The organism is Thalassococcus halodurans (genome assembly GCF_900108225.1).
Taxonomy (GTDB): Bacteria; Pseudomonadota; Alphaproteobacteria; order Rhodobacterales; family Rhodobacteraceae; genus Thalassococcus; species Thalassococcus halodurans.
Genome location: NZ_FNUZ01000004.1, coordinates 260,580 through 276,003, shown reverse-complemented (window position 1 = coordinate 276,003; position 15,424 = coordinate 260,580). Strand labels below are relative to the sequence as shown.

General features: G+C 60.3%; 19 protein-coding genes and 1 riboswitch. Of the genes, 10 read left to right on the top strand and 9 right to left on the bottom strand.

All coding sequences use genetic code 11. The annotated features are described in order from the left end of the window. Window positions 1–57 precede the first annotated feature (57 nt). The 3 genes from pth to C4S59_RS13860 are packed head-to-tail and all read left to right on the top strand — an operon-like array spanning window position 58 to window position 2,159. On the top strand, window positions 58–750 hold the full coding sequence (pth, locus tag C4S59_RS13870) for an aminoacyl-tRNA hydrolase (RefSeq protein ID WP_103911118.1): 693 nt from the start codon (window positions 58–60) through the stop codon (window positions 748–750). Continuing rightward, a complete protein-coding gene (locus tag C4S59_RS13865) occupies window positions 747–1,781 on the top strand; it encodes a DUF2332 domain-containing protein (RefSeq protein WP_103911117.1) in 1,035 nt (344 codons plus the stop codon). The genes pth and C4S59_RS13865 overlap by 4 nt, the downstream gene beginning before the upstream one ends. Before the next feature lie 3 nt (window positions 1,782–1,784). Next, window positions 1,785–2,159, top strand: coding sequence for a DUF2237 family protein (locus C4S59_RS13860; RefSeq protein WP_103911116.1), 375 nt, complete (start codon window positions 1,785–1,787; stop codon window positions 2,157–2,159). A gap of 2 nt (window positions 2,160–2,161) precedes the next feature. Here the strand turns inward: C4S59_RS13860 and C4S59_RS13855 are convergent, their stop codons facing one another. The 7 genes from C4S59_RS13855 to cobU all read right to left on the bottom strand — a co-directional run bounded on the left by C4S59_RS13855 (window position 2,162) and on the right by cobU (window position 7,616). Continuing rightward, on the bottom strand, window positions 2,162–2,683 hold the full coding sequence (locus C4S59_RS13855; RefSeq protein ID WP_103911115.1) for a helix-turn-helix transcriptional regulator: 522 nt from the start codon (window positions 2,681–2,683) through the stop codon (window positions 2,162–2,164). A 42-nt stretch (window positions 2,684–2,725) separates the two neighbouring features. Next, window positions 2,726–3,190: a PepSY domain-containing protein gene (locus C4S59_RS19700; RefSeq protein WP_200813222.1), complete on the bottom strand. Its 465-nt coding sequence runs from the start codon at window positions 3,188–3,190 to the stop codon at window positions 2,726–2,728. Window positions 3,191–3,269: 79 nt separating this feature from the next. Then, the gene (locus tag C4S59_RS19695) at window positions 3,270–3,773 is read right to left on the bottom strand and encodes a PepSY domain-containing protein (RefSeq protein ID WP_234994776.1); all 504 of its coding nucleotides are present in this window, start codon (window positions 3,771–3,773) and stop codon (window positions 3,270–3,272) included. Window positions 3,774–3,959: 186 nt separating this feature from the next. After that, window positions 3,960–5,204: a tryptophan synthase subunit beta gene (trpB, locus tag C4S59_RS13835; protein ID WP_103911246.1), complete on the bottom strand. Its 1,245-nt coding sequence runs from the start codon at window positions 5,202–5,204 to the stop codon at window positions 3,960–3,962. 150 nt (window positions 5,205–5,354) lie between these two features. Continuing rightward, a complete protein-coding gene (locus C4S59_RS13830; protein ID WP_103911113.1) occupies window positions 5,355–6,089 on the bottom strand; it encodes an adenosylcobinamide-GDP ribazoletransferase in 735 nt (244 codons plus the stop codon). Next, window positions 6,086–7,102: a nicotinate-nucleotide--dimethylbenzimidazole phosphoribosyltransferase gene (gene cobT, locus C4S59_RS13825; RefSeq protein ID WP_103911112.1), complete on the bottom strand. Its 1,017-nt coding sequence runs from the start codon at window positions 7,100–7,102 to the stop codon at window positions 6,086–6,088. The genes C4S59_RS13830 and cobT overlap by 4 nt, the downstream gene beginning before the upstream one ends. Then, entirely contained in the window at window positions 7,086–7,616 is a 531-nt protein-coding gene (cobU, locus tag C4S59_RS13820; protein WP_103911245.1) for a bifunctional adenosylcobinamide kinase/adenosylcobinamide-phosphate guanylyltransferase, read from the bottom strand. The genes cobT and cobU overlap by 17 nt, the downstream gene beginning before the upstream one ends. A gap of 54 nt (window positions 7,617–7,670) precedes the next feature. On the opposite strand from cobU, the gene C4S59_RS13815 reads away from it, so the two are divergent. Genes C4S59_RS13815 through bluB form a run of 5 tightly spaced genes read left to right on the top strand, consistent with a single transcriptional unit; the run spans window position 7,671 to window position 11,559 of the window. Beyond that, on the top strand, window positions 7,671–8,249 hold the full coding sequence (locus tag C4S59_RS13815; RefSeq protein WP_103911111.1) for a histidine phosphatase family protein: 579 nt from the start codon (window positions 7,671–7,673) through the stop codon (window positions 8,247–8,249). Then, window positions 8,246–9,022 carry a propanediol utilization protein gene (locus C4S59_RS13810; RefSeq protein WP_103911110.1) on the top strand — a complete coding sequence of 259 codons (777 nt, stop codon included), beginning with the start codon at window positions 8,246–8,248 and terminating at the stop codon, window positions 9,020–9,022. Before C4S59_RS13815 ends, C4S59_RS13810 begins: the two co-directional genes overlap by 4 nt. Then, entirely contained in the window at window positions 9,019–9,954 is a 936-nt protein-coding gene (cbiB, locus tag C4S59_RS13805) for an adenosylcobinamide-phosphate synthase CbiB (protein ID WP_103911109.1), read from the top strand. Before C4S59_RS13810 ends, cbiB begins: the two co-directional genes overlap by 4 nt. 7 nt (window positions 9,955–9,961) lie before the next feature. After that, window positions 9,962–10,945: a threonine-phosphate decarboxylase CobD gene (gene cobD, locus C4S59_RS13800; protein WP_103911108.1), complete on the top strand. Its 984-nt coding sequence runs from the start codon at window positions 9,962–9,964 to the stop codon at window positions 10,943–10,945. Further along, the gene (bluB, locus tag C4S59_RS13795; protein WP_103911107.1) at window positions 10,936–11,559 is read left to right on the top strand and encodes a 5,6-dimethylbenzimidazole synthase; all 624 of its coding nucleotides are present in this window, start codon (window positions 10,936–10,938) and stop codon (window positions 11,557–11,559) included. The genes cobD and bluB overlap by 10 nt, the downstream gene beginning before the upstream one ends. Here bluB and C4S59_RS13790 read toward each other — a convergent pair whose 3' ends face one another. Together C4S59_RS13790 and cobO are read right to left on the bottom strand one after the other, a co-directional pair. Continuing rightward, window positions 11,560–13,008 carry a cobyric acid synthase gene (locus C4S59_RS13790; protein ID WP_103911106.1) on the bottom strand — a complete coding sequence of 483 codons (1,449 nt, stop codon included), beginning with the start codon at window positions 13,006–13,008 and terminating at the stop codon, window positions 11,560–11,562. It lies immediately after the preceding gene. Further along, window positions 13,008–13,619, bottom strand: a complete 612-nt coding sequence (gene cobO / locus C4S59_RS13785; RefSeq protein ID WP_103911244.1) for a cob(I)yrinic acid a,c-diamide adenosyltransferase — start codon at window positions 13,617–13,619, stop codon at window positions 13,008–13,010. Before cobO ends, C4S59_RS13790 begins: the two co-directional genes overlap by 1 nt. A gap of 38 nt (window positions 13,620–13,657) precedes the next feature. After that, window positions 13,658–13,864: riboswitch (cobalamin riboswitch) on the top strand. A gap of 97 nt (window positions 13,865–13,961) precedes the next feature. Here cobO and C4S59_RS13780 point away from each other — a divergent pair. Beyond that, window positions 13,962–14,360 carry a DUF1636 family protein gene (locus tag C4S59_RS13780; RefSeq protein ID WP_103911105.1) on the top strand — a complete coding sequence of 133 codons (399 nt, stop codon included), beginning with the start codon at window positions 13,962–13,964 and terminating at the stop codon, window positions 14,358–14,360. 1 nt (window position 14,361) lies between these two features. After that, a complete protein-coding gene (gene cobW, locus C4S59_RS13775; RefSeq protein ID WP_103911104.1) occupies window positions 14,362–15,417 on the top strand; it encodes a cobalamin biosynthesis protein CobW in 1,056 nt (351 codons plus the stop codon). The last annotated feature ends 7 nt before the right edge of the window (window positions 15,418–15,424 follow it).

The window sequence follows — 15,424 nt, the reverse complement described above, 5'->3', positions numbered from 1 at the left end:
TGGTTGCGCATACCCCGCCTTGCGCCTATTTCTGGTGCGCAACCATGGAGGGCTGCGATGAAACTGTTTGTCGGTCTGGGAAATCCGGGACGAGAGTACGCTGGAAACCGTCACAATATCGGCTTCATGGCGCTTGATCGCATTGCCGAAGACCACGGCTTTGGCCCGTGGAAATCCAAGTTTCAGGGTGAGCTGACCGAGGGCCGTCTGGGCTCTGACAAGGTTCTGCTTCTGAAGCCGATGACATTCATGAACCGCTCAGGCCAGTCGGTTGGTGAAGCGATGCGATTTTACAAAATCGATCCCGCTGACGTCTGTGTTTTCCACGACGAACTTGACCTCGCGCCCGGGCGTTTGAAGGTCAAAATGGGTGGCGGGCACGCGGGCCATAATGGTCTGCGCTCGATCCACGGACATATCGGCGAAGGCTATCAACGCGTGCGTCTGGGCATCGGTCATCCGGGCCGCAAGGAATTGGTCGCGGGTTATGTGTTGCATGATTTTGCCAAGGCCGAACAGGACTGGCTGGATGACATGATGCGCGGAATTTCCGATGGTGCGGCGGATCTGGCCGATGGCGATGCTGGTGGCTTTATGAACAAGGTCGCACTGCGGACCGCTCCTCCGCGTTCTTCCACAACACCCAAGAGAAAGCCTGATCCGAAGCCTGCCACGACCCCCGACCCCGCGCAGGAACCCGTCGAGGACACACGCAGCCCGCTGCAAAAACTGGCGGATAAATTCAGATGACAGTGCTCGACGTCTTTCGCGCTCAGGCAACCGCCTGCGCCGCTTTGGGATCGCCCTTCAATGCACGTCTGATGACGCTGTGCGCTGAGCATCTGACCACGGATAGTCCCGTTGGGGCGCATGTCCTGAACTGGAACGGTGATCCCTCGATTCAGGCGGATTCCGTGCCGCTGCGACTGGCGGGTGCGTTGCACCAGCTGGTTCTGCGCGGCGACCCTGATCTGTCGCCCCATTGGCCGCCGCACGAAACGGACGATGCGGCGCTGTGGACAATCGTTGAAACCGCGCTGACGGCAAAAGCCGACCAGATCATTCCCCTGCTCGCCTCGGCCCCGCAAACCAACGAAGTCCGCAGGTCTGCGGTGATCATCCCCGCATTGCACCTGATCGCCGCGTGGGCGGGCAAACCGCTGTCGATCATGGAACTGGGCGCAAGCGCCGGTCTGAACCTCTTGAACGACCAGTTCGCTGTGGACACCGGCACTGTCCGCTACGGCCCGCAAAACCCGCTGTTCACCCTAACACCCGAGTGGACAGGCGACCATCCCGCGCCCGCCAGTGTCGATATCGCAGCACGGCGCGGCGTTGATCTGACGCCGATCTCGGCCGAAAAGTCCGAAGATTGCGAACGGTTGATGTCCTACATCTGGCCCGATCAGGAAGATCGCAAAACCCGCACGCAAGCCGCCCTTGAGGCCGCGCATCGCAGTGGCCTGACACCGGATGCAGGCGATGCGGGCGATTGGCTGACTGATGCCCTGCCCCGCACCGATCCCGACCATATGGCAGTGATCTATCATACCGTCGCGTGGCAGTATTTCCCCGAGGCAACCAAGGCTACCGCCATGAAAGCAATGAACACCTTTGGCGCAGACCGACCCCTTGCCCGCATTTCCATGGAAAACGACGGTCAGGGCAAAGGGGCGCTGGTGACACTGACACTTTGGCCAGAAGCGCGCGAAATCGTATTGGGCCGCGCAGATTTTCACGGAAGATGGGTGGACTGGACCGGCCCGACGCGCTTGGATTGAAATATGGAAAAAGACGCTTCACTGAATGTTTTCGGCCAAGACCTGAAGTCTTGCTCTGATGATCCCCTGACAGGTTTCTACCGTGACGGCCATTGCAACACCTGTATGGCCGATCAAGGCAGCCATACCGTTTGTGCGATCATGACGGCAGAGTTTCTGGCCTTTTCGAAATACGTGGGCAACGATCTGTCGACCCCGCGACCCGAGTTCAATTTCCCCGGCCTGAACGCGGGGGATCAATGGTGCCTGTGCGCGGGTCGCTTCCTGCAAGCCCATGACGAAGGTTGCGCCCCGCGCGTGAACCTTGAGGCCACGCACCAGAAAGCACTGGAAATCGTGCCCTTCGAGATTCTCAAGAAATACGGATTGAACGGCTAACGTCAGGCCGCATCATCGGTGACGGTGGCTGGTACCATCGCCACCTGATCGTCCATCAGCGCATCGATAAACAGCGACAAAAGCTGGGGTCGGCCACTGACGCCCGCCTTGCGGTAGATGGCGTTTGTTTGCGCTTTGACCGTGCCCTCTGATGTCTGGCGAAGGGCGGCGATTTCGGTCGTGGACAGGCCTTTGATTGAAAACAGCGCAACGTCCCGTTCGGCAGGGGTCAAACCCCATTCGGTAAAGCGTTCGTTCAGCACATCCATGAATGCCCCAGACGCCAGACGCAGCGATGCTTCGGCCTTGTCACGCGCTCGCGCGCTTCTGCGTAGTAGAATGGCGGTCATCACAACCCCGAGGATCAGGCCAACGCCTGCCAAAATTTCGATGGTTTCGTAAAGCGCCCAAGAAATCGGTCTCGACGAAAACCCGATAAGCGATGACAGCAGCTCCCACAAAAACACTGACGCACAGATCAACTGAAGCGCCAGTAGCAGGGAAAAGATCAACCGCTCTTTCATGTATTAAGTCCCGTCAGTCATGTTGCGGGATATGCGCGCCGGTCAATCATCATCGTCGTGATCATCTTCGTCATCGTCGTCTTCTTCATCGTCGTCGCTGTCACCGTCATCGTCGTCGCTGTCGTCATCATCATCGTTGTCGTCACGATCATCATCGTCGTCATCGTCATTCGACCCAGAGCCACTGTTGGACGACGAACTTCCGCTTGAACTGCCCGACGACGTGTTGTGATCATCGTCATCATAATCATCGTCGTCGTTTTCGTCTTCGAAATAGTCCCGAAGGATAGCTCCGGTCTTCGGATTGAAAACGATTTCACGTTCACCAAAAGGCGACTCTGCATGTACCCGCACACGGCCAAGCCATGTGCGGGACACTTCGATCCGCGTGTATCCCTGATTGCGTAGGGTTTGGACAATCTGGTCTTGTGCCGATTGCGCCAGCGCGGGAACGCCGGACAGCAGCGCACCAATCAGAACAAGAGTATGTAGATAACGCGGCACCATGGCTCAAACCTTTTCACAGGACGGGACGGGAATAAACCATGGTGGCACGAAGGTCATGAGTCTTGGACGAACCGACTGATCAGTCGTCGTCGTCCTCATCATCATCGTCGTCATCATCTTCATCATCGTCGTCGTCATCGTCGCTATCGTCATCATCATCATCATCATCGTCGTCGTCATCGTCGTCATGATCATCGTCATCGTCGTCATCATCGTCGTCATCGTCGTCATCGTCTTCATCGTCGTCGTCGTCGTCGTCGTCGTCGTCGAGATCATCCTCATCCAGGAAATCTTCGTCACGCTGATCAATGCTGACACCAGGGCTGATGTTTTCGCCGGCCGAGCTTTCGACTTCCTGCTTCAGAATCTGACCTGTCGCTGCATCATAGATGACTTCGACTTTTTGATCGCCGCGAATTGCTTCGACCTTGATCTGTGTCGGGCCTGTTTTGATTTCGATGGCAGTGAAGCCTTGCGATTGCAGGTCTGTGACGATCTGATCAGTCGCGGATTGTGCCAAGGCCATTTGCCCCATCAGGCCTGCTGCCAGAACCAGTCCGAGTTTCTGTGTCTGGCGCTTCATAGTGATCTCCTCTCATCAAAGCTGTGCCGTGTTAGATGATCGGTAAACGACAACTCAGGCTATCAACCCACGGTCTAGATCACCCTGCATAAACCGCAGGACTAGCGCCATAAACTTTGGTTTATCCAAAGAAAAACCCCGCTTTTTGGAAAAGCGGGGTTTCGCAAACGCATATAGAACAACAACTTAGTCGATTGTGCGGCCTTCTGTGTCGCTCATATCGAACCCAAGCGCCTTGGCGACTGTAAAGATGTCTTTGTCGCCGCGACCACACATGTTCATCACGATAATATGGTCTTTCGGCAGTTCCGGCGCGATTTTCGCGACGTGAGCCAGCGCGTGCGACGGCTCCAACGCGGGGATAATGCCCTCGGTTTCACAGCAAAGCTGGAACGCGTCCAGCGCCTCGCGGTCGGTGATCGCCACGTACTGCGCGCGACCGATGTCATGCAGCCAAGCGTGCTCGGGCCCGATGCCCGGATAATCCAGACCCGCCGAGATCGAGAAGCCTTCAAGGATCTGACCATCGTCATCCTGCAACAGGTAGGTACGGTTGCCGTGCAGAACGCCCGGACGCCCGCCTGTCAAAGACGCGCAATGCTCCATCTTTTCGTTTACGCCCTTACCACCGGCCTCAACACCGATGATGTTGACCGCCTTGTCGTCAAGGAACGGATAGAACAGGCCCATCGCGTTCGACCCACCACCAATGGCGGCGATGATCGTATCGGGCAGACGGCCTTCGGCCTCCATGATCTGTTCTTTAGCTTCCTTGCCGATGATCGACTGGAAATCACGCACCATCGCCGGATAGGGATGCGGACCGGCGACTGTGCCGATGCAGTAGAACGTATCGCGGACGTTGGTCACCCAATCGCGCAGCGCATCGTTCATCGCGTCTTTCAGCGTGCCACGGCCGGATGTGACCGGCACAACCTCGGCCCCCAGCAGGCGCATACGGAACACGTTCGGTGCCTGACGCTTAACGTCGTGCGCCCCCATATAGACCACGCACTTCAGACCGAACTTGGCGCAGACAGTTGCCGTCGCCACGCCGTGCTGGCCGGCCCCTGTTTCCGCGATGATACGGGTCTTGCCCATACGACGCGCCAGAATGATCTGGCCCAGCACGTTGTTGATCTTGTGCGCGCCGGTGTGGTTCAGCTCGTCACGCTTGAGATAGATTTTCGCGCCGCCCAGACGTTCTGTCAGGCGTTCGGCGAAATAGAGCGGCGACGGGCGGCCAACATAGTGCTTCCAGAGATAGTCCATCTCGTCCCAGAAGCTCTGGTCAGTCTTCGCATGCTCATACTGCTTTTCCAACTCAAGGATCAGCGGCATCAGCGTTTCCGACACGAACCGGCCGCCGAACTGGCCGAAACGGCCCTTTTCGTCAGGTCCGGTCATAAAGCTGTTGAAGAGATCATTCATAGCATAGTCGTCCATCGCAAAGTGTCGCCCCTGTCTACGCATCTGTGTCCGGGGTTTCCAGTGTCAAATCGAGGCATGCAGGAATACACGTTTTGCGCTTCCTTTCGCACAGAAGGGCACGGGTGTTCCCAGACCTCATTGTTCGGGTTCTCAGCCAAGCAGGCTGGACGCAAAGGTGATCCAGATCGCCGTTTCCGTCAGGAATTGAACAGCCCCCAGAACATCACCTGTCTGCCCGCCGATCTTCCGCTTCGCCTGAAAGGCGATCAACGCGGCCATCGCGGCACATACAACCAATTGCACGGGCCAAACGACCAGCGCCGCGACGGCCAAGACCGCCACCACACCCCGTGCTGCGTTTGAACGGCCTGACGCAAGCTGCGCCATCCCGTCGTTGCGCGCCAGCGGCAAAGCCTCCTGCACCATGACCATCGCGGCACGGCTTAGGACGGCAGCGAAAAGAAACTCGGGAAAACCCGGCGCAGCGGCGGCGACAGAGCCGACCCAAAGAAGCGACACAAGGATCATCGCCAGCACGCCGTAGCTGCCCACGCGGCTGTCACGCATGATCTCAAGCGCATGGGCCTTGTCGCGCCCGCCGCCTATGCCATCGGCGTAATCTGCCAGCCCGTCAAAATGCAAAGCACCCGTCGCCAGCGCCAGAACGGCCAAGGCCACGCCTGCAGACACCATCGGCGGCAGGCCCACAGCGGTGGCCGCTGCATGGGCCGCCCATGTCAGGCCACCGATCAGAAGACCCACAAAGGGAAACGCCCAGCGCGCAGCGGACAGGTCGGGCGCGTCGCCCGTGATGCGACCGGCGGGAAGCCGTGTCAGCATCATCACCGCCAACTGCACTTCTGCAAGGCGTCCGCGCAGGCTCATCCGTCGGACACGCCTGCTTCGGCAAAGGTTGCCATGCCGTTGTGGCATTCAAGTGCAGACCGCAGAATGCCCAGTGCCACTGCCGCGCCCGACCCTTCGCCCAGCGCCATGTCCAAAGACAGAACCGGCTGTTTGTTCAGCGCATCCAACAGACGCGCATGGCCGGGCTCGCGGCTGACGTGGCCGACGACGCAGTGATCCAGGAAACGCGGATCGGCGGCAAACAGGGGTGTAGTCGCAGCCGTACAGATGAACCCGTCCAGAATGACGGGAATACGCAGCGCGCGCGCCTGTAGAACGGCGCCACAAATGGCCGCCTGTTCGCGACCACCAACAGCAGACAACAGGGCAAGACCAGAGGCGTCTGAATTGGCCGCGCAGGCACGGGTGATCGCGTCGACCTTGCGGTTCACGCCCGCATCATCCGATCCGGTGCCGCGCCCGACCCAGTCTTTTGCATCGCCACCAAAGGCCGCCATCGCAAGGGCCGCAGCAATCGTCGAGTTGCCGATCCCCATTTCCCCCAGAACCAGCACACTTGCGTCAGCATCAACGGCCTCGGCCCCACGGCACATCGCGTCCAGTGTTTCAGCCTCGGACATGGCCGCGCCTTGGGTGATGTCGTTGGTGGGCGTATCAAGATCAATCGCGATCACAGACAGATCCGCACCATTCGCGCGGCACAGCTGGTTGATCGCGGCGCCACCATGTTCAAAGTTGGCCACCATCTGCGCAGTTACTTCCTGCGGGAACGGGTTAACCCCTTGGGCACAAACGCCATGATTGCCGGCAAAGACAACGGCCTGAGCGCGCTTGATCGACGGGCGATCTGTTTCCTGCCAACCGGCCATGAAAATCGCCAGTTCTTCCAGACGACCCAATGCACCCATCGGTTTTGTCAGGCTGTTCTGACGCTCGGTCGCGACATTGATCGCACCAGCGTCAGCCGCAGGCAGGGTTTCAGCCAAAGCAGCAACAGCTTCAAGCGAGGTGATGTCAGAAAGGAGTGTCATTTGGTTTTACCCTCATTGGATGGCCTGCCACCGCAAGCCAGACTTCATCGCACGCCTCGGCCACGGCCTGGTTCACGTAGCCAGCGGCATCGCGAAAGGCCCGCGCCAGTTTGTTCTCTGGCACGATCCCCAGCCCGACTTCGTTCGTCACGAAGACCACAGGCGCGCTTTGTGTTGTTAGTGTTTCGACCAGACGGCCGGTTTCGGCCTGCCAGTCTGCGTCATCAAGCATCAGGTTGGTCAGCCACAGGGTCAGGCAATCCACCAGCCTGGGCTGGTCACCGTCTGTGGACACCAAGGCGCCAGCCAGATCGGTGGGCGCATCGACCTCGGTCCATTCCGGACCGCGTCGCGCCTTATGGGCTGCCACGCGTGCTGCCATCTCGGTGTCGCCATCATAGATCCGCGACGTTGCGATATAGATAGCCCGCCCACAGGGCTGTAGCGCCTTGCGTTCCGCCAGCTGGGATTTCCCCGACCGCGCGCCACCGGTTATCAGTATCGACTTTTTCATCATTCCGTGGGAAAGCACTTTCCAATGCAAAAATAAAGTCCGAAAGCCGACCTCTTGGGTACAAATGCGAACTCCAGCGCCGAGTTGATCCTGATCCGTCACGCGCCCGTCGCTGTTCCCGGTCGCCTGTTTGGCCGCACGGACGTGGACGCGAAAATCGACGCGGATGCAGTAGCTGCGGTGAAGGCCAAAATCGGCCCTATCGCACGCGTCATCAGCAGCCCCGCCCTACGCTGCCGCCAAACGGCAGAGGCTTTGTTTGACAGCTTTGAACAGGATCACCGCCTGTGGGAACAGGACTTTGGCGACCACGATGGCCTACTGTTCGAAGAGCTTCCCGATCTGGGCGTCCTCAGCAGCGCCGATCTGGCAAGATACGCCGCCCCCCGCGGTGAAAGCTTTGCGCAAGTTTGCGATCGTGTGGCCCCTGCTTTGGCAGACCACAGCCGCGCGGCTTTGACGCACGGGACCACGGCGCTGGTCGTCCACGCCGGCGTGATCCGCGCGGCCTTGGCCTTGGTAACAGGGCATGTTCCCGGCGGGCTTGCGTTCGAGGTGGCGAACCTTTCCGTCACGCGCCTGCGCTGCGGTCCCGACGGTCCGTTGTCCGCGATCGAGGTGAATGGCAGATGACACCGGCCACCGTCACAGGACATTTCGGCGAATGGGTGCAGGGACGTTTCGGCCCTGAGGGACCGGTCGTTCTGATCACACTGCCCTGCCCTGACTTCCGTGTCACTGCACCGGGCGACGACACGATGGCGTTCAGCGATGACGTGTTGTCACGTTTTGCGGCCCGATTGGGGATCGACGCATTGCCAACCGGCGTCACGCGGAACTTCCCGTTGGGCATCGGCGGCGGCGCGTCGACGGCAACCTTGGTGGCGCTGGCCCGCGCGGCGGGTTTCGGTGGGGCCGATGAAACGCTGGCAGAGGCGTGCATTGCCGCCGAGCAGGCAAGCGACCCGTTGATGTTCGCAGACCCTGACCGACTGGTTTGGGCATCGCGGCAGGGGCGTGTCCTGCGCGAAGTTACCCCACCTCCGCTCGCGACCATCCTTGGCGGGTTATGGGGTGCGCCGCAACGCACCGATGCAGCAGATACCGATTTCGACGACGTCAGTGACCTGATCGATGACTGGCAGGCCGCAGCCAACCAAGGCGATCTTACGCGCCTTGCCGCCATCGCCACGTCTTCAGCACAACGCTGCACAACGCGCCGTGGTCCTACCGACCCGATGGCCGATCTGGCCCGCGACCTTGGGGCACTGGGCATGGTTCGGGCGCACACCGGATCGGCGCGCGGGCTTGTTTTTACCCCCGACACGGTCCCGCCCCATGGCGCAGACGCCCTGCGCGAGGCGGGCCTGACAGACATCCTTTGCTTTCAAACAGGTCGCGCATGAGTTTCGCGTTGATGATGCTGGGCGGAATGATCCTTGATCTGGCCTTCGGCTGGCCGGACAAGCTTTATGCGCGGATCGGGCACCCGGTGACGTGGATCGGCAAGGCGATCACTCTCTGCGAAACACGCCTGAACAACGGTTCTCGGAACGCCCGTATCTTTGGCGGCGCGGTGACCGTTCTGGTCGTTGTCGCCTTGGCTGCGGTCCCGATGATCGTGGTTCAAGCCGCCCTGCCCGACAGCTGGATCGGAACGCTGATCGGGGCGGTTCTGGCTTGGCCGATGATCGCGCTGCGGTCCATGCGCGATCATTACCAAGCCGTCGCCACGGCCTTGGCCGCCAACGATCTGCCCGCCGCGCGCTACGCTGTCAGCATGATCGTCGGGCGCAATCCATCGCAACTGGATGCACCCGCCGTTGCGCGCGCTGCGACAGAAAGCCTTGCTGAGAACACATCAGACGGGATCGTCGCGCCGCTGTTTTGGGGGGCGCTGCTGGGGCTTCCGGGCATTTATGCGTACAAGGCGATCAACACGATGGATTCGATGATCGGACATAAGTCTGACCGGTACGAAGCCTTTGGTAAGGTCGCTGCGCGGGTCGATGATGTGGTCAACCTGATCCCCGCGCGCCTGACCGGTCTGGCCTTTGCCTGTGCCTCCAGGCGCCCGTTGGTTGCCTTGAAATCAATGCTCCGCGATGCACCGAACCACCGCTCGCCCAACGCTGGCTGGCCCGAGGGCGCAATGGCCGCTGCGTTGAACGTCAGGCTATCCGGCCCACGGATTTATGATGGTCACACAGCCAACGAGCCTTGGCTGAACGAAGGGGCACCAGATCCCGATGCGCAGGCGATGCGCAAGGCTGTGTCACTCTATCACCGCGCCCTTGTTCTTTGCGGGCTTGCTTTGGCCGGACTGGCGATGCTTTAAGGCCCCGATGACACAGAGCAGAGATCATGGCGGCAATCTGGATGCAGCGATGGCCCGCTTCGGCGGGACGTCGAACGATTGGCTCGACCTGTCCACCGGCATCAATCCGATGCCCTACCCGTTACCGCCGATCCCGCAAACATCATGGGAAGTTCTACCTCGCAAGACCGAGATGGCGCGGTTGTCCAACGTCGCGGCCAAAGCCTACAACACGCCCGCCCGCGTGATCGCAACATCCGGCGCCCAAGGCGCGATCCAGATCGTTCCGTGGCTGCGCGCGCCCGGTCGTGCAGCGGTGCTGGCTCCGACCTACAACGAACACGCCGCCGCGCTGCGGGCCTGTGGCTGGCAAGTGGATGAGGTCAGTAAGCTTGACGCTCTGGCCGGTGCTGATCTGGCCGTCGTGGTCAACCCCAACAACCCCGACGGACGACGCACCACACCTGACCGCCTTCAGGCGCTGTCACAGCAGGTTGGTTTGTTGATCATCGACGAAAGCTTTGGCGATCCTGAACCAGACTTATCGCTGGCCCCGCAGTTGGAACAGGACAACGTTGTGATCCTGCGGTCTTTCGGGAAATTTTATGGTCTCGCCGGTGTTCGGCTGGGCTTTGCACTGGCACAAGGTTCGTTGGCCGACCGGCTGGCGGACATGGTCGGCCCGTGGCCCGTATCAGGCCCCGCGATTGATATCGCCTGTCAGGCGCTGGCCGACACGAATTGGCAAGAACAGACGATAGACTGGCTGGCGGCAAGCTCTGACCGACTGGACGGGATGGCACAAAAAGCGGGTTGGGAAGTGGTGGGCGGCACGCCCTTGTTCCGGACCTACGCCACACCGGATGCGACCGCCGCGCAAAATGCCCTTGCCGCGCATCATGTCTGGAGCCGGATTTTCCCCTATTCGAACAGCTGGATACGTCTGGGCCTGCCCAAAGATGACCGCTGGTCCCAGCTTGAAGCCGCCATGGAGGCTGCGACATGCAAATGACCGATGCGCATCGCGCGCAGCTTCAGGACATTCTGACGTGGCGGCGCGATATTCGCCACTTCCGGACCGATCCGTTGCCCGACGGCATGCTGGATAAGCTGCGCCACGCGATGGACAGCGCCCCTTCGGTCGGCAACGCCCGTCCGTGGCGGGTGTTCCGCGTGATCGATCCCGATCTGCGCACAAAGGTCCGCGATGATTTTGCAAAACAGAATGCGGCGGCAGCACAGGCCTATGGCGACGCGGACCGCGCCGCGTATGAAAAGCTGAAGCTGTCCGGGCTGGACGCCGCACCTGAACAACTGGCGGTGTTCACCGAAACCGCACCTGTCGAAGGACGTGGTCTGGGCCGTCAGACGATGCCCCAGACCCTTGAACAATCGACGGCCATGGCGATCTATTCGCTGTGGCTGATGGCCCGCGCCTGCAATATCGGTGTAGGCATGGTGTCGATCATTGATCCGGATGGCATCGAAAAGCTGTTCGACGTGCCCGATACGTGGCGCTTCACGGCCTACCTGTGCATCGGACACCCCGAGTTTAACGACGACACCCCCCTGCTTCACCGTGCCGGATGGCAGGAAAACACAAAAGTCCACTGGCAAGATCGCTGATCACCGCGCCAGTTCAAGCAAGCCTTCCACATCAAGATGCGTTTCAAGATGATCGGCCAGCGCATCCAGCGTCTGTTCGATTGTCGCCTCATAGGCGTTCCCCGACGGCGCGACGCCCAGACGGGACAGCCATTCTGTCCGGAACCCGTCGTCGGAAAACATCCCGTGCAAATAGCTGCCAGAGACACGCCCGTCGGTGGAAACCGCGCCTTCGGGTGTGTCCCCCACAAAAGCAAAGGGCCGTGCGCGATCAGGACCGTCTGATTGGCCGATGTGGATTTCATAGCCATGAAACGGCAGGTCCGAGGCCGCGTGACGTGCCGAAACCTCGCGCAGGCTTTTGTCGCCGCTCATCCGTGTTTCGATATCCAACAGCCCAAGGCCCGGCGTTGAACCCGCAGGCCCCTCCATCCCGTCAGGATCATGCACCGCGCGGCCCAGCATCTGATAGCCGCCGCATATGCCCAGCACATGGCCACCACGGCGGTGGTGCGCAATCACGTCAATGTCCCAGCCCTGTTCGCGCATGAACGCCAGATCACCCCGCGTCGATTTGGAACCGGGCAGGATCACCACGTCCGCATCGGCGGGAACAGGATCGCCGGGCGACAGCATGGTGACACGCACGCCGGGTTCCTGCGCCAGCGGATCAAGATCGTCGAAATTGGCAATCCGGCTTAGCCGCAAACACACAACGTGCAACCCGTCGCGCGATGGCGGCGAGGCAATGTCCAAGGCGTCTTCGGCAGGCAAACGCCAGCTTTCGGCAAACCAAGGCGCGACGCCAAAGCCGCGCCAACCGGTCTGCTCCTCGATCATTTTGTAGCCGTCATCGAACAGTGTCGGATCGCCGCGGAACTTGTTGATCAGAAACCCTTTGATCAGGTCCCGATCACCGTCAGGCAACACAACCTTGGTGCCCACCACCTGCGCGATGACCCCGCCGCGATCAATATCGGCGCAAAGAACCACAGGAACATCAGCCGCCTCGGCAAAGCCCATATTGGCGATGTCGCCTTTGCGCAGGTTGATTTCCGACGCGCTGCCCGCGCCTTCGACAATCACCAGGTCATAGGTGCTGCGCAGCCGATTGAAGCTGTCCAGAACGGACTCCATCAACTGTGGCTTCAGCTTGGCGTATTCGCGGGCACGGACCGTTGTCAGCCGCTTACCCTGCACCACAACCTGCGCGCCGATATCCGTTTCGGGCTTGAGCAGAACCGGGTTCATGTCCGTATGCGGTGCCAATCCACACGCGCGCGCCTGCAGCGCCTGCGCACGGCCGATTTCGTGGCCTTCCTGCGCAACGGCGGCATTGTTGGACATGTTCTGCGGTTTGAACGGCGCGACGGACAGCCCCCGCCGCTTGGCAGCCCTGCAAAGACCCGCAACCAACATCGATTTCCCGACGTTGGATCCGGTGCCTTGGATCATCAGCGCGCGGCCCATCAGAATTCGACGCCAGCCTGTGCTTTGACACCGTCACGGAACGGATGCTTGATCAGCGTCATTTCGGTCACCAGATCCGCGGCCTCGATCAGTTCGGGCTTGGCATTGCGGCCTGTCAGACAGACGTGCGTCATCGCCGGTTTTTCGTTCAGCAGGAAATCGACCACCTCGTCGATATCGATATAGTCGTAGCGCAGCGCGATATTGATTTCATCGAGCAGCACAAACTGGATCTCGGGATCAAGGATCTGTTCCTTGGCAATCCGCCAACCGTTCTGGGCCGCCGCAATGTCGCGTTCGCGATCCTGCGTTTCCCAGGTGAAGCCTTCGCCAGACACAAAGAAACGGCACTCATCCGCAAAGCGTTCGCGCAGGAACGTCTTTTCGCCGGTGTCCCAGTTGCCCTTGATGAACTGCACCACCGCGCAGGGCATCTGGTGGGAAATACAGCGCATGATCATGCCAAAGCCAGAAGACGACTTGCCTTTACCAGCGCCGGTGTGGACCATGATCAGACCTTTCTCTTCGGTCTTGGTCTCCATCATACGGTCGCGCGCAGCTTTGATCTTGCGCATCTTCTCGGCGTGGCGAAGGTTTTCGTCGGTGGTCATGGCAGTATCCTCTTTCTTGACAAAGCCACGGGATTCAGACCATGTGGCTGCGTGTTGGTGCCTGTGTTAGCAGGTGAAAAGGGAATGTGCAGCCGCGATCTACACGGTCAAGCACAGCCGCCCCCGCGACCGTGAACGGAAAAGGCCGCTCAGTGCCACTGGCCGACGCTGGGAAGGATGAGCAGCCGCAGGGCGAACACCCCAAATCCGTGAGCCGGGAGACCTGCCAGCGCGATGCGCTTGTAACCGGACGGGGTGTGCCGGAATCGGAGGCGGCACCGAGTAACGGTCCCTTTCCGCAATCCGGCCCCGCGTTCCCGATGGGATGGGACCAGTAAAACTATGGATGCGAAATCCGAAAGCCCGCAGCAAACGGAACTGTTGGTCTGCATTCAATGCCGACGCGGCCAAGAGCTGCCCGAAGACGAACGCCGCCCCGGCCAGGCCCTTTTTGACGGGCTGACCGCGCTGGATGGGCCGGACGGGCTTCGGATCACACCAGTCAAATGTCTTCAGAATTGCGATCATGGCTGCACCGTTGCCCTGCGTGGTGGCGATGCCAAATGGACGTATGTTTTCGCAAACGTCGACGAAATGTCGCATCCAGAGATGATCCTGTCTGGTGCAGTGCAATATCACGAAAGCGCGGATGGCATCATTCCATGGCGCGAGCGACCCGAACACTTCAAGCGCAACTGCGTTGCGCGCATACCCCCTGTTACTGAGCCTGAGGAGGCCTGACATGACCAACCTCGCGAAACTACCCGTTACAGTGATCACCGGCTTTCTCGGTTCGGGCAAGACAACACTGATCTCGCACCTGATCCAGAATCCCGGCGGCAAACGTCTGGCCGTGCTGGTCAACGAATTCGGCGATGTGGGTGTCGACGGCGAAATCCTGAAGGGCTGCGCCATTCCGGATTGCCCTGCGGAAAACATTCTTGAACTGGCCAACGGCTGTATCTGCTGCACCGTGGCCGATGACTTCATCCCGACGATCGAGGCGCTGATGGCGCTGGAACCGCGCCCCGAACATATTCTGATCGAAACCTCCGGCCTTGCGCTGCCCAAGCCTTTGCTGAAGGCCTTCGACTGGCCAGATATCCGGTCCAAGATCACCGTCGATGGCGTGATCGCGCTTGCCGATGCCGAAGCCGTGGCTGCAGGCCGTTTTGCCCCCGATGTGGAGCGCGTCGATGCACAGCGTGCTGCGGATGAAAGCCTTGATCACGAAACGCCGCTTTCGGAAGTTTTCGAAGATCAGATTTCCTGCGCTGATATCATCCTTCTGACCAAGCCCGATCTGGCAGGTCCCGAAGGTGTTGCGAAAGCTAAAGAAATCATCGCAGCCGAGGCACCCCGCCCCCTGCCCGTGATCGAAGTGGCCGAAGGTGTGGTTGATCCGCGCGTTCTGCTGGGTCTCGAGGCCGCCGCCGAAGACGACATGGATGCGCGTCCATCCCATCACGATGGACACGACGATCACGAACATGACGACTTTGACACCATCGTTGTCGATATCCCGGAACTGGCGGATCCCGCCGATCTGGTGGCCGCCATCGAAAAGCTGGCGCGCGAAAACAACATCCTGCGGATCAAGGGCTATGCCAGCGTTGCGGGCAAACCGATGCGTCTGCTGGTGCAGGCCGTTGGCGCACGTGTGCGTCATCAGTACGACCGCCCGTGGAAACCCGACGAAGCCCGCGCTGGCCGCCTGGTTGTGATCGCCGAACACGACGATATCGACCCGACCGCCATCCGCGCCGTGCTGGCACCTGCCACACAAGCCGCCGAGTAAGCGGACA